Source organism: Micrococcus sp. Mcc28 (assembly GCF_024519775.1).
Taxonomy (GTDB): domain Bacteria; phylum Actinomycetota; class Actinomycetes; order Actinomycetales; family Micrococcaceae; genus Micrococcus; species Micrococcus luteus.
Map to the genome: position 1 here is coordinate 24,503 of NZ_JALJRH010000011.1, position 13,229 is coordinate 37,731.

The following is a 13,229-nucleotide window of genomic DNA, read 5'->3' on the forward strand; positions in this document are numbered from 1 at the left end:
CCTTCCGCGGCCGTCCACGACGCCCGGGCCAGGTGGCACACTGGGGAGCACCGTGCCATGGCCCCCATCACAGGCGCCCGGCCGTGCCGCATCCACCCGACCCCAGGAGGAGTCCGACCGTGACCACCGCCGCCGCCATGAACATCACCCGCGAAGAGGCCGCCGCGCGCGCGGCCGCCCTCACCGTGGACGCGTACGAGGTGAGCCTGGACCTCACCCGCGGAGCGGAGCACTTCCACACGGCCACCACCGTGACGTTCGCGGCCACGCAGGACGCGGTGGGCACCCACACGTGGATCGACTTCGTGGCGGAGCAGGCTCCCACGGTGACCCTCAACGGCGAGGCCCTGGACGTGGCGGACTTCGACGGCGCCCGACTGCGGATCGGCCCGCTGGCGGCGCAGAACACCCTCGTGGTCGACGGGCTCGGGGACTACAGCAACACCGGCGAGGGCCTGCACCGGTTCGTGGACCCCGTGGACCAGGAGGTCTACCTCTACACCCAGTTCGAGGTGCCGGACTCCCGCCGCATGTTCGCGGTGTTCGAGCAGCCCGACCTCAAGGCCGCGTTCCGCTTCACGGTGACCGCGCCGGCGCACTGGGCCGTGGTGTCCAACCAGCCGGAGGCCTCCCGCCGCACCCTCGGCGTCGTGGCGAACGAGGAGAACCCGCAGGGGGTGGACGCCGCGGTCTGGGAGTTCAAGCCCACCCCGCGCATCCCCTCCTACATCACCGCGCTCGTCGCCGGCCCGTACGCCTCCGTGCACTCGGAGCTGACCAGCGCCGACGGCCGCACGATCCCCCTCGGCGTCTACTGCCGCGCGTCGCTGGTGGAGCACCTGGATGCGGAGAACGTCTTCGAGCTCACCCGCCAGGGATTCGAGTTCTTCGAGGCCCAGTACGGCCACGCCTACCCGTTCGAGAAGTACGACCAGCTGTTCGTGCCCGAGTTCAACGCCGGCGCGATGGAGAACGCCGGTTGTGTGACCTTCCTCGAGTCGTACGTCTTCCGCGGGACCGTGCCGGAAGCGCTGATCGAGCGCCGCGCCATCACGATCCTCCACGAGCTCGCCCACATGTGGTTCGGCGACCTGGTCACCATGCGCTGGTGGAACGACCTGTGGCTCAACGAGTCGTTCGCCGAGTTCATGTCCACGCTCGCCGCCGCTGAGAACACGCAGTACACCGGCGCCTGGACCACCTTCTCCTCCATGGAGAAGAACTGGGCCTACCGCCAGGACCAGCTCTCCTCCACGCACCCCATCAAGGCCCGGATCCGCGACCTCGACGACGTGCTCGTCAACTTCGACGGCATCACCTACGCCAAGGGCGCCTCGGTGCTCCGCCAGCTCGTGGCCTGGGTGGGCCAGGAGAACTTCATGGTCGGCGTCCGCGCGTACATCGCCAAGCACGCGTGGCAGAACACGGAGCTGCCGGACCTCATGACCGAGCTCGAGGCCGCGTCCGGCCGCGACCTGTCCGAATGGACCCGCGTGTGGCTCGAGACCTCGGGCGTGAACACGCTGCGCACCGAGGTGGAGACGGATGAGGCCGGCACCATCACCGCGCTGCGTCTGCGCCAGAGCGCCCCGGACGGCTCACCGTCGGCGCCCGGCGACGACGTGCTCCGCCCCCACCGTCTGGCCGTGGGCTTCTACGACGTGGACGAGGCCACCGGCCGCCTGATCCGCACCGAGCGCTTCGAGCTCGACGTGGCCGGGGAGGTGACCGAGGTCGTCGAGGCCGCCGCCCGCCGTCGTCCCGCCGTGATCCTGCCCAACGACGACGACCTGGCCTACGCCAAGCTGCGCCTCGACGACGCCTCGTGGGAGGCCGCGTCCACCCGTCTGAAGGATGTGGACGGCTCCCTGGCGCGCACGCTGCTGTGGGGGGCGGCCTGGGACACCGTGCGCGACGGCGAGGCCTCCGCCGCCTGGTTCGTCGACCTCGTCCTCGCCAACGTCGGCCACGAGCGGGACTCCTCCGTGGTGCAGACGCTGCTGCGCCAGCTCGCGACGGCGATCGGCCTGTACCTGCCCGAGGACCAGGCCGAGGCCGTGCGGGTCGCGGCGGCCGACCGTCTGTGGGGCCTCGTCGCGGAGGCCGAGGACGGCTCGGACAACCAGCTGCAGTTCGTCAAGGCGTTCGCCCTGCACGCGCGCACCACGGCGCAGCTGGACCGCCTGTCCGCCCTCGTCGACGGCACCCGCACCGTGCCCGGGCTGGACCTCACCACGGACCTGCGCTGGGAGCTGCTCACCGCGCTGGTGGCGGCCGGCCGCGCCGGGGAGGCCGAGATCGCCGAGGCCGAGCGCGCCGACGCGACCGCCACGGGCGCGCTCGCCGCGATCCAGGCCCGGGCCGCCGTGCCGACGGCCGAGGCGAAGCGCGCGGTCTGGGACCGGGTGATGGCCGGCGAACTGTCCAACACGGAGCAGCGCCAGGCCCTGATCGGGTTCGCCCGGGTCCATGACGCCGCGCTGATCGCGCCCTTCGCGGACGCCTACTTCGAGGGCGTCGAGGCGATGTGGGACTCCCGTTCTCACGAGATGGCCGAGACCGCCGCGACGCTGGGCTACCCGACCGCCCAGGTCACCCCGGAGATCGCCGACCGCGCCACCGCCCTGTCCGAGCGGCTGGCCGACACCCGCGCGGGGCTGTCCCGCGTCCTCGCCGAGGGCCGGGACGAGACGATCCGCGCCCTGGCCGCGCGCGAGCACGCGACGGCGCACGTGCATCAGGTCCACGCCGGGGCCTGAACCGGGCGGGGGCTGGTGGGCATTCCACGGAAGATGCCCTCCAGCACCGCCCCCGCCGCCGTCGAGGCGCGGGCTGGCTAGGCTGGAACCCATGAAGCACACCTTCTCCCTGCGCACCGAGTGGACGGGCGACCGCGGCTCGGGCACCTCCGGCGTCCGCGACTACGACCGCTCCGTGGTGATCCAGGACGCCGCCGTCGGCGAGATCCAGGCCTCGGCCGCCCGCCCCTTCCGCGGCGACGACTCGAAGTGGAACCCGGAGACCCTCCTGCTCGGCGCGCTCGCCGAGTGCCACGTGCTCTCGTACCTCCATGTCGCGGCGACCTCCGGGGTCGTGGTCACGGGGATGACGTGCGGGGTCGAGGGCGAGCTCGAGGTGGACGGCGACGGCGCCGGGCGGTTCATCGCGATCACGCTGCGGCCCGAGGTCACGCTGCAGGACGAGGCCGACCGGGAGCGGGCCGAGGCCCTCCACGCCGAGGCGCACCGGCTGTGCTTCATCGCGAACTCGCTCTCGGCCCCGGTCACCGTCGAGCCGGTCCGCCCCGAGGCCCTGCCCACCGGCACGCCGACGCTGCCGGACCACTCCGCGCGCCTGGGCGCCCCCCTGGCGGTGCTGCGGCCGCGCGTCGCCAAGGGCCCGTCCCGTGTGACGGGCCTGGCGGAGCGGCCCACCGAGGTCGAGCCGGTGATGCAGGAGGGCACGCCCGCCCCGGTGGAGCAGGTGCGCGCCCGCGACGCCGCGGCGGGCCCCGCCGGTGCGACCCCGGGGACCCCGGCCGCGCCCGGTCAGGCCACCAGCTTCTACGACGCCGTCGGCGGCCGCCCGACCTTCGACCGGCTGACCGCCGAGTTCTACGCCCGCGTGCGCGAAGACGAGATCCTCGCCCCGATGTATCCGCAGGACGACTTCGAGGGCGCCCAGCGCCGGCTGCTGATGTTCCTGGAGCAGTACTGGGGCGGACCGCGGACGTACTCCGAGGAGCGCGGCCACCCCCGCCTGCGCATGCGCCACGCCTCGTATCGGATCGACCCGGCCGCGCGCGACGCGTGGCTGCGCCACATGCGCGCCGCCGTGGACACGCTGGAGCTGTCACCGCTGCACGAGGCCGAACTCTGGGACTACCTGGAGCGGGCCGCCCACTCCCTGCAGAACTCGGCCTGACCGGCCCGCGGTCCGCGCCCCGACATGGGGCGCGGGCTCACACCGCCATGGCGGGGCGGCCCAGTACGAAGCCGCCGGGGGTGTCCAGGCGCGTCCACGGCCCCGCCGTGCTGAGCCGGGCGCGGCCGCCGGGCCGCAGGAAGCCCAGCGCGTGCGCGCCGAAGGCCATGCCGGCCGGGAACTGCAGAGCGTCGCCCCCGAGCAGGGGTCCCCACATCTGCGCCCGGATCTTGCGGACCAGCGCCTCCCCCGGGTTCTCGGGCAGGGCGTCCCGCACGGCGTCGGCGCCGCGCGTGGCCACTTCGGCCAGCTCCTCGTCGGCGACCTCGGCCACGGGCGTCCAGCCGCCGCGGGGCGGGGTCAGCGCGGTCCAGGTGACGTGCTCGCGGCCCGGCGGCACGGCGAACGCCAGGTCGACGGGGTCCTGACCACGCATCCGGGCGGTGCGCTCGGTGACGGAGCCCAGGGCGACGACGGCGTCCAGGTCCGCCACGCCGTCTGCGGTCGCCAGGGGCACGGTGCGCAGCCCCAGGACGACAGGCACCCCGTCTCCCAGCCCGGCCGGCTGCAGCACGGAGACCCACTGGGCGAGCATCGGGGTGCGAGAGCGCCCCGCCTCGGGCACGACGTGCAGGCGCATCCCCGTATCGGCGACGCGACGCGCGCGGGTGGCCAGCTGCTCGAGATCCCGCACAGCGCGGTCGTCGACGAAGCGGAGGACGGGGGCGGCGGAGTGCTCGGTCATGCAAGCATTGTCCCAGGTCCGCCGCGTCCCGGGCCGCCCCGCCGTCGCGGGGTCCATCCACGTCGAAGGAGCCGTTCGTGCCGCAACGCCATCCCCGTCCCCGCCCCAGTCGCGCACCGGGCCGTCCGGCCTCGGCCCCGAAGGACCCCACCGACGTGCTGCGCGGGATCCTGGAGCTGACGCCGGCCGCGCCGGACCCGGTGACGGGTCAGGTCCGCTTCACGGGCACGACTCCCCGGCAGACGCGCGGCCGGGTGTTCGGCGGCCAGGTGCTCGCCCAGTCGCTGGCGGCCGCCTCCCGCACGGTGCCGGGCGCCCGCCCCGCCCACTCGCTCCACGGCTACTTCATCCGCCCCGGGGACGCGCTCCAGCCCATCACGTTCACCGTCGAGACGCTGCGGGACGGCCGCTCCTTCTCCGTCCGCCGGGTGCTGGCCTCTCAGAACGAGAAGGCCATCCTCGCCCTGACGTGCTCCTTCCAGGAACCCGCCGGCAGCGCGCTGGACCACCAGGTGGCCATGCCCGAGGGCGTGCCCCGGCCCGAGGACCTGCCCACGACGGCGGACGTGCTGGGCGGCATCAACCACCCCGTGGCCCAGGAGTGGGCGTGGGCCCGGCCGTTCGACATCCGTCACGTCACCCCGGCCCTCTACGTGGACCCGGCCCCGGAGACCGAGAACCGCAACATGGTGTGGATGAAGACGTTCACGCCGCTGGCCGACGACCCCGCGCTGCACCGGGCGGCGCTCACCTACGCCTCGGACTACACGCTTCTCGAGCCGATCCTGCGGCAGCACGGCGTCGCCTGGATCCAGCCCGGCATGTCCGTGGCGTCCCTGGACCACGCGATGTGGTTCCACCGGCCCGCCCGCGTCGACCAGTGGCTGCTCTACGTCCAGGACTCCCCCAGCGCCCAGGGCGCGCGCGGCCTCGGCACGGGCGCCGTGTTCACCGAGGACGGGACGCTCGTGGCCACGGTCGCCCAGGAGGGCATGATCCGCCTGCCCGAGGGGGCCGCCGCCCGGCGGGCGCGGGCCCGGGGCGCGGCCCAGCGCATGGCCCTGCGGACGGTGCTGCGCCGCAGCTGGCGGCGCTGACCCGGCGGTTCCGCAGGGGGTGAGGCTGCCCATCGGGCCCTGCCACGGGTGAGGCGGCTCGCCGTCCGCGCCGCGGGCGCACCGTTCGTGGCGGTCGACGTGGACCCGGCCCCGGCACGACGACGGCCCGTCGCGATCACGTGATCGCGGCGGGCCGTCGTCGGCGCGGCGCCCGGGGGCGCGTCGGCTCAGTCGCGCGTGAGCTTGCGGTGCGTCATGCGGTGCGGGCGGGCGGCCTCGGGGCCGAGCCGATCGACCTTGTTGGCCTCGTAGGACTCGAAGTTGCCCTCGTACCAGTACCAGTTGGCCGGGTCCTCCGCGGTGCCCTCGTAGGCCAGCATGTGGGTGGCGACGCGGTCCAGGAACCAGCGGTCGTGGGAGACGACCACCGCGCAGCCCGGGAACTCGAGCAGCGCGTTCTCGAGGGAGGTCAGGGTCTCCACGTCGAGGTCGTTGGTGGGCTCATCGAGGAGCAGCAGGTTGCCGCCCTCCTTGAGGGTCAGGGCCAGGTTCAGGCGGTTGCGCTCACCGCCGGAGAGCACGCCGGCCTTCTTCTGCTGGTCCGGGCCCTTGAAGCCGAACGCGGACACGTAGGCGCGCGAGGGCATCTCGACGTTGCCGACCTTGATGTAGTCCAGGCCGTCCGAGACGACCTCCCACAGCGACTTCTCGGGGTCGATGTTGGAGCGGGACTGGTCCACGTACGAGATCTTCACGGTCTCGCCGATCTTCAGCTCGCCGCCGTCCAGGGGCTCGAGACCGACGATGGTCTTGAACAGGGTGGTCTTGCCGACGCCGTTCGGGCCGATCACGCCGACGATGCCGTTGCGGGGCAGGGAGAAGGACAGGCCGTCGATGAGGACGCGGTCCCCGAAGCCCTTCTTCAGGTCCTTGGCCTCGATCACGACGGTGCCCAGGCGCGGGCCCGGCGGGATCTGGATCTCCTCGAAGTCCAGCTTGCGGGTCTTCTCGGCCTCGGCCGCCATCTCCTCGTAGCGGGCCAGGCGGGCCTTGGACTTCGCCTGGCGGCCCTTCGTGTTGGAGCGGACCCAGTCGAGCTCATCGGCCAGGCGCTTGGCGAGCTTGGCGTCCTTCTTGCCCTGCACCTCGAGGCGGGCGCGCTTGGTCTCTAGGTAGGTGGAGTAGTTGCCCTCGTACGGGTAGAGGCGGCCGCGGTCGACCTCCGCGATCCACTCCGCGACGTGGTCGAGGAAGTACCGGTCGTGGGTGACGGCGATGACGGCGCCCGGGTAGGAGGCCAGGTGCTGCTCGAGCCACAGCACGGACTCGGCGTCCAGGTGGTTGGTGGGCTCGTCGAGCAGGAGGAGGTCCGGCTTCTCCAACAGCAGCTTGCACAGCGCGACGCGGCGCTTCTCGCCACCGGAGAGGTTTGTGACCGGCTCGTCCCCCGGGGGCGTGCGCAGGGCGTCCATCGCCTGCTCGAGCTGGGAGTCGATGTCCCACGCGTCCGCGGCGTCGATGGCGGACTGCAGCTCGCCCATCTCCTCCATGAGGGCGTCGAAGTCCGCGTCCGGGTTCGCCATCTCCTCGGAGATCTGGTTGTAGCGCTGGATCTTGCCGTAGATCTCGCCGACGCCCTCCTGGACGTTCTCGAGCACGGTCTTGGACTCGTCCAGCTTGGGCTCCTGCATCAGGATGCCCACCGAGTAGCCGGGAGAGAGCCGCGCCTCGCCGTTCGAGGGCTCGTCCAGCCCGGCCATGATCTTCAGGATCGTCGACTTGCCGGCGCCGTTGGGGCCGACCATGCCGATCTTCGCCCCGGGGTAGAACGACATGGTGACGTCGTCCAGGATCAGTTTGTCGCCCACCTTCTTGCGGGCCTTGACCATCGTGTAGATGAATTCCGCCATGCGGCCCAGGCTAGTCGGTGGCCGCGGGATTCCACTCATCGTGCCGATCCCGCGACCACCGAGCCCGCTCCCCCCTCCGTGCTCCGTGCCGCTTCGTGGTCAGGCGACGCCGGCCGCCGCCGGCTCGCGGTCGGGGGCTTCCGCGTCCGGCTCGCCCGGGCCGGGCGAGGCCGGGGCGTCGCCACCCTGGAACCCGTCCGGCAGCCCCACGTTGAACCCGTCGCCGACCGCGCCGGCCCGCCCACCCGACGCGTCGTCGCGCGGGGCCGACTCGGGGCGCGGCACGGCCGCGCGCTGGCTGCGCTGGAATGCCGCCGAGCCGAAGCCCAGGTCCAGCCCGACGGCGTCCGCCACCACGTCCACGGACGTGCCGGAGCGCTCGCCCGAGGACCAGTCGCGGACCCGGAGTCGACCGGTGACGATCACGGGGTTGCCCTTCTTCACGGACTGGGCGGTGTTCGAGCCGAGCTGGCCGAACGCCGAGATGCTGTACCAGTTGGTGTGGGCGTCCACCCACTCGGCGGCCTCGCGGTCGAAGCGCCGCTCGGTGGTGGCCAGGCGGAAGCCGGTCACGGCGGCCCCGGATGCGGTGTGGCGGGTGGCGGGGTCCGTGGCCACGAAGCCGCGCACGGTGATGAGGTCCTGCATGGTGTGCCTCCTGGGCTGGGCCCCGGTGGGCGCCGGGGCGGGTCGTCGGCGCATCGGCTGATCCGCCATGGCCAGACAACCCCGCCGCGGGGCACCCCGGCAGGATCGGGGGCCGGCCTGGGGACGCGCGGAGGTCCCCGGGCGACTGTGCAGGAGCCGACGGCGCCGAGGCCGGCGGCCGTTAGACTGACACGGCCCAGCCCCAGTAGCTCAGCTGGACAGAGCAGCGGCCTTCTAATCCGCCGGTCGGGGGTTCGAATCCCTCCTGGGGCACCCAGACCAGGGGCGGAGCCGTCCGAGCACGCCCGACGACCGCCCGAAGGAGACCGTCCTGGACCGTCTGCGCTCCTGGCTCCGCGCCCCGCGACCCGCCGTCCCCGAGGTCCGTGTGACCCGTCGCGAGGGCGTCCAGCTGGCCGCCCTGCTCGTCGCGGCCGCGGCCCTGTACGTGACGCACTCCTTCCTGCGGTACGCCACCTACGAGGCCAAGGGCTACGACCTGGGCATCTTCGACCAGGTGGTGCGGCAGTACGCGCTGTTCAACGCCCCCCTCAGCTCCGTCAAGGGCGTGGACTTCCACATCCTCGGCGATCACTTCCACCCGATCCTCGCGCTGCTGGCCCCCTTCTACTGGGTGTGGCCGGACCCCCGCATGCTCGGCGTGGTCATGGCGCTGGCCCTCGCCGCGTCCGCCGTGCCGGTGTACCTGTTCGCCCGTCGTCGCACGGGACACGGGGTGGCCCTGGCCGCCGTCGCCGCCCTGCTGCTCTCCTGGCCCTTCCAGGCGATGGTGAACTGGGACTTCCACGAGGTCACCCTCGGCGTGCCGATCCTCGCCTGGCTCGTGTGGGCCCTGGACGGGCAGCGGGCGTGGCTCGCCACCGGCCTGGCGGCGCTGCTGCTCACGGTCCGAGAGGACATGGGCGTGACCCTGCTGGCCGTGGCCCTGGTGATGGCGATCCGGCGCTTCTGGCCGCAGGCCGCGGTCACCGCCGTGCTGGGTGTGCTCGGCTACTGGTTCGCCACGTCCGTGGTGATCCCCCACTACTCCCCCACCGGGGCGTTCGGCTACTGGCAGTTCACCGCCCTGGGCCCGGACATGCGCAGTTCGGTCCTGTTCCTGCTGACCCAACCGTGGAACGCCGTCGCGGTGCTGTTCGACCACCCGCTGAAGGTGGCCCTCTGGCTCCTGCACTTCGTCCCGCTGCTGTTCCTGCCGGTCCTGAGCCCGCTCACGCTGATGGCCCTGCCGATCCTGCTCTCGCGGCTGTTCAACGACCGCCTCAACGTGTGGGCCCCCGTGTACCAGTACGACGCGATCCTCGCCCCGCTGCTGCTCATGGCCGCGCTCGAGGCGGCCCACCGGCTGGCCGGACGCCGGGACACGCTGCGCCGGCTGCCCGCCGTCCTCGTCTCCACGGCGCTGGCCGCCGGTCTGATCGGCACCGCGTTCTTCCCGCAGGTGTACCCGCTGCACCGCACGATCGTCGGCGACATGACGATGACGCAGCACGCCCGCGACCTCGACCACGCGGTCGCGCTGATCCCGGACGGGGTGTGCGTCGAGGCCGCCGACAACGCCGTGCCGCACCTGACGGCCCGCACCCACGTCGGGCTGCACGGGGACATCGGAGACGAACTGGCCACGTGGATGATCGTGGACACCTCGGTGCCCGAGCTCGGCGGCTGGGACCCCCTCACCCCGGAGCAGGCACTGGCCCGCGCCGAGCGGCTCGGCTTCGAGCGGGTCTGGTCCGCGGGCGACGTCGTCGTCCTGCACCACCCGGACCGCGCGGTCTCGCCCACCTGCACGACGTACCTCGAACACCGCTGAGCCGCGCCCCACGGCGTCGGCGGACCCGCCCCGCCGTCAGCGGTCCGCGGACCCGCCGAGCGGCTGCAGGCCGCGTCCGGCCGGGGGCAGGAGCAGTCGGTCAGGTGCACCGGTGAAGACGCCGGCGTGTGGGTCCTCCGCCACCCCCGGGGCGATCTCGGGGGCGCCCTGGTCGAGGGCGGTGCGGCGCACCGGGTCACGGGCGGGGTCCAGGACGTCCTTGACCACCGTGGTCATGAGCCACACGAGGGCGACGATGTGCGCCACGATCCCCGAGGCGTACCAGGCGGTGATCCACCAGGCGCCGCCGGCGAACGCCCCGTCCGAGGTGATGCGGGCCGACTCCATCCACACCCCGCCCCAGTGGTAGACCTCTACGGCCTGCCAGATCCAGAACGCGCGCCACCGCGGCGTCGCGAGGACCACGAGCGGGATCAGCCACATCACGAACTGCGGCGAGTACACCTTCCCCCACAGGATGAAGGACGCCACGATCAGGAAGCACAGCTGGGCCATGCGCGGACGGTGCCGCGCCGCGAGGGCGAGGTAGGCGATCCCCGCGCAGCACACCAGGAACAGGCCGTTCTGGAGCGTCGTGAACGTCTCCCCGGACCATCCTGTCCAGGCCAGCGCCAGCCAGGTCGAGGAGAAGGAGACCGCGCGGTCCCCCGAGAACGTGTAGAAGCGGGACCACTGGTCGAACGCCGTCAGCATGAACGGGAGGTTCACGGCGAGCCAGGCCGCCGCCCCGGCCACGGCCGCCTTCACGAACCCGGCCCAGCGGCCCGTGCGCAGCGCCAGCACGAAGATCGCGCCGAAGAAGAACAGTGGGTACAGCTTCGTGGCGGTGCCGAGTCCGATGAGCATGCCGGCGAGGGTCGGACGGCCCGCCGTCCACGCCCACAGGGCCAGGGCGGCCAGCATCACGGCCCACAGGTCCCAGTTGAGCATCGAGGTGAGGATGATCCCCGGGGCCAGGGCCACGAGGAGGGCGTCCCGGGAGCGACCGCGGGCGGTGTACGCGGTCGCGACGACCAGCACGATCCAGCACAGCACCACGCCGATCGCGTTCACGTCGAAGTAGGTCACGGTGCGCTCGTGCAGGTCGCCGGACGCGGGCACGAACCACATGGTCACACCCGCGACCACGGCCAGCAACGCCGGGTACTCCATCCACTGCTCGGGCGGCAGCGGCGTGTAGAAGGGGAAGTGGCCGTCGGAGAGGCCACGCGTGGGGAACAGCTGGGCGAAGTCCGAATAGCACATGTGCGCGTGCACGCCGGGGGCCGCCCAGCCGTTCACGCGGCACCACTGCTTGGTCAGCACGCCGACGGCGGCAGCCACCACGGTCAGGCCGACGAGCAGGCCGACCCAGCGGGCGCTCGGGCGGGTCGGGGCGGGACTGCGGGGGTGGGAGGTCACGGTCTCTCCTGGGGGATGCGGGTGGACGAGGAGGCGGAGTGCGAGGCGGTCGACGGCGGCCCGTCGGGCGGTGCGTCCGGCGGCACGCCCGCCTCCGGAGGCGTCGACGACGCCGCCTCGGCCCGCGGCTCGACCACCTCCAGGGGAGGACGCCGCCGCCCGGGGAACAGGGGCGCGGTGACGGGATCGCGGTGGATGATCCATCCGATCCCCGCGAGCATCAGGACGAGGGTGAACACGCGGACGGCCAGGACCGGCAGCCACTGTGCCACCGAGAGCTGGTCCACCACGCCGACGCCGGTGAGCAGCAGCACCGCGAGCGCGGTGACCCACCCGAGCCAGCGGGGATGGTCGGCGCCCCACGGCAGCGGGCGGAGGGCGCACGCCAGCAGCGGCAGGACCCAGAGCAGGTACCACGGCTGGATGATCGGGGCGGTGGCGACGGCCACCACGAGCACGGCCGCCGCGCTGAACACCGGGTCCAGGGGGCGGCGGCGCAGGGCCAGCCACGCCGTGAAGCCGAGGGCCGCCACCGTCATCACGGTGTAGAAGGCCGCGGCCACGTCGCGCGCCCCCAGGGGCGTCACGGCGTCGACGACCGCGCCGAGCAGCAGGCCGAGCAGGCCCACGGGAGCGTACGGGAACGCCGCGTCCCCGCTCGTGAGCATGGCCGGCACCCAGCCGAACCAGAGGCCGGAGCCGGCGCCGAGGATCGTGAGGACGGCCAGGGAGATCACCGCCGTCGTGAACCACGGGCCGAGCCGGTCCCGCCGGCGCAGGCGCGGATCGGCCGCGCGGAACCGGGCCCAGCCGGTGGGCAGGAGCAGGGCCACGAAGGGCAGCACCAAAGCTGTCAGGGGCTTGATCGCGACGGACAGGGCGATCAGCACGATCCCCCACAGCGCATGCACGCGGCGGCGGGGCGGGCGGACCATGAGCAGGATGCCCGCGAGCATCAGCCCCGACATCAGCGCGTCATTGTGCGCGCCGGCGATCATGTAGAGCAGGAACAACGGGTTCGCCACGGCCACCCACGTGGCCCACGGCCCGCACCGGCCCGCGACGGCGGCCAGCCGCGGCACCGCCCACAGGCACAGTGCCAGGCCCGCCAGGGCGAGGAGGCGGAACGCCGTGACGGACAGTTCGATGCTGCCGCCCGTGGCCCGCCACGTCGTCTCGGCGAACAGCAGGAACAGCGGCCCGTAGGGGGACGGGGACTCGGCCCAGATGGAGTCCGCCCCCTGCATGAACCAGCCGGGCAGGGCGGACACGCCCTGGGAGTACGGGTCGAGACCCGACGCGAGGAGCCGGCCCTGCTGGAGGTAGGAGAACACATCGCGGGAGAAGATCGGCAGCGCGAGCATCAGCGGGGCGGACCACCACCAGGCGGCGTGGGCCACCAGCCGGCCGTGCTCCTCCCAGCGGCCCCGCAGCGCGCGGCCCAGCTCGAGCCAGGATCGGACGAGGAGCAGCGAGCCGGCGGCCAGCAGCACGGTGCTGAGCAGCACGCCGGGAAGGTAGACCCGCAGCGGGTTGAGCAGGGTGGTGCCGGAGAACACCGAGTCGGGCGTCATCGGCAGCCACCCCACGCCCCAGGAGCCCACCGTGATGAGCACGGACGCCCACGTGCCCCGGCGGACGGCCGCCTCCGGCTCGGGCTGCGCCGCCACGCGGCTCGGACGGGGCCC

9 protein-coding genes, 1 tRNA gene and 1 pseudogene are annotated in these 13,229 nt (G+C 73.1%); 6 read left to right on the plus strand and 5 right to left on the minus strand.

Going from position 1 to position 13,229, the window contains the following annotated elements; genetic code table 11:
- Nucleotides 1-137 precede the first annotated feature (137 nt).
- From pepN to NR073_RS07270, 3 genes and pseudogenes are all read left to right on the plus strand, one after another.
- A complete protein-coding gene (gene pepN, locus NR073_RS07260) occupies nucleotides 138-2,759 on the plus strand; it encodes an aminopeptidase N (protein WP_051995310.1) in 2,622 nt (873 codons plus the stop codon).
- 91 nt (nucleotides 2,760-2,850) lie between these two features.
- Nucleotides 2,851-3,282 (plus strand): annotated as a pseudogene (locus tag NR073_RS07265) (OsmC family protein); the annotation flags it as partial.
- 168 nt (nucleotides 3,283-3,450) lie between these two features.
- A complete protein-coding gene (locus NR073_RS07270; RefSeq protein WP_158184944.1) occupies nucleotides 3,451-3,924 on the plus strand; it encodes a globin in 474 nt (157 codons plus the stop codon).
- Between the two features lie 37 nt (nucleotides 3,925-3,961).
- On the opposite strand, the gene NR073_RS07275 is transcribed toward NR073_RS07270, so the two are convergent.
- Nucleotides 3,962-4,669, minus strand: a complete 708-nt coding sequence (locus tag NR073_RS07275; protein WP_256748703.1) for a hypothetical protein — start codon at nucleotides 4,667-4,669, stop codon at nucleotides 3,962-3,964.
- Nucleotides 4,670-4,746: 77 nt separating this feature from the next.
- Here NR073_RS07275 and NR073_RS07280 point away from each other — a divergent pair, with 77 nt between their 5' ends.
- Nucleotides 4,747-5,766 (plus strand): acyl-CoA thioesterase II, encoded by a 1,020-nt coding sequence (locus NR073_RS07280; RefSeq protein WP_216886217.1) that lies wholly within the window; start codon nucleotides 4,747-4,749, stop codon nucleotides 5,764-5,766.
- Between the two features lie 188 nt (nucleotides 5,767-5,954).
- Here NR073_RS07280 and ettA read toward each other — a convergent pair whose 3' ends face one another.
- Nucleotides 5,955-7,637 (minus strand): energy-dependent translational throttle protein EttA, encoded by a 1,683-nt coding sequence (gene ettA / locus NR073_RS07285; protein ID WP_060974242.1) that lies wholly within the window; start codon nucleotides 7,635-7,637, stop codon nucleotides 5,955-5,957.
- A 99-nt stretch (nucleotides 7,638-7,736) separates the two neighbouring features.
- Nucleotides 7,737-8,285 carry a single-stranded DNA-binding protein gene (locus tag NR073_RS07290; protein WP_122054255.1) on the minus strand — a complete coding sequence of 183 codons (549 nt, stop codon included), beginning with the start codon at nucleotides 8,283-8,285 and terminating at the stop codon, nucleotides 7,737-7,739.
- A gap of 199 nt (nucleotides 8,286-8,484) precedes the next feature.
- Between NR073_RS07290 and NR073_RS07295 the strand changes: the two genes are divergently transcribed.
- Both NR073_RS07295 and NR073_RS07300 read left to right on the plus strand, forming a co-directional pair.
- Nucleotides 8,485-8,558: transfer RNA gene (locus NR073_RS07295), tRNA-Arg, on the plus strand.
- A 115-nt stretch (nucleotides 8,559-8,673) separates the two neighbouring features.
- Nucleotides 8,674-10,119 (plus strand): DUF2079 domain-containing protein, encoded by a 1,446-nt coding sequence (locus tag NR073_RS07300; RefSeq protein ID WP_060974243.1) that lies wholly within the window; start codon nucleotides 8,674-8,676, stop codon nucleotides 10,117-10,119.
- Nucleotides 10,120-10,155: 36 nt separating this feature from the next.
- On the opposite strand, the gene NR073_RS07305 is transcribed toward NR073_RS07300, so the two are convergent.
- Nucleotides 10,156-11,541: a glycosyltransferase family 87 protein gene (locus NR073_RS07305; protein WP_101965509.1), complete on the minus strand. Its 1,386-nt coding sequence runs from the start codon at nucleotides 11,539-11,541 to the stop codon at nucleotides 10,156-10,158.
- Nucleotides 11,538-13,211 carry a polyprenol phosphomannose-dependent alpha 1,6 mannosyltransferase MptB gene (gene mptB, locus NR073_RS07310; protein WP_256748704.1) on the minus strand — a complete coding sequence of 558 codons (1,674 nt, stop codon included), beginning with the start codon at nucleotides 13,209-13,211 and terminating at the stop codon, nucleotides 11,538-11,540. The genes NR073_RS07305 and mptB overlap by 4 nt, the downstream gene beginning before the upstream one ends.
- Nucleotides 13,212-13,229 lie beyond the last annotated feature (18 nt).

Bases quoted from the DNA above. Each gene is read 5' to 3' on its own strand.
- pepN (WP_051995310.1), top strand. From the start codon at position 138: ATGAACATCACCCGCGAAGAGGCCGCCGCGCGCGCGGCCGCCCTCACC.
- NR073_RS07270 (WP_158184944.1), top strand. From the start codon at position 3,451: ATGCAGGAGGGCACGCCCGCCCCGGTGGAGCAGGTGCGCGCCCGCGAC.
- NR073_RS07275 (WP_256748703.1), bottom strand. From the start codon at position 4,669: ATGACCGAGCACTCCGCCGCCCCCGTCCTCCGCTTCGTCGACGACCGC.
- ettA (WP_060974242.1), bottom strand. From the start codon at position 7,637: ATGGCGGAATTCATCTACACGATGGTCAAGGCCCGCAAGAAGGTGGGC.
- NR073_RS07290 (WP_122054255.1), bottom strand. From the start codon at position 8,285: ATGCAGGACCTCATCACCGTGCGCGGCTTCGTGGCCACGGACCCCGCC.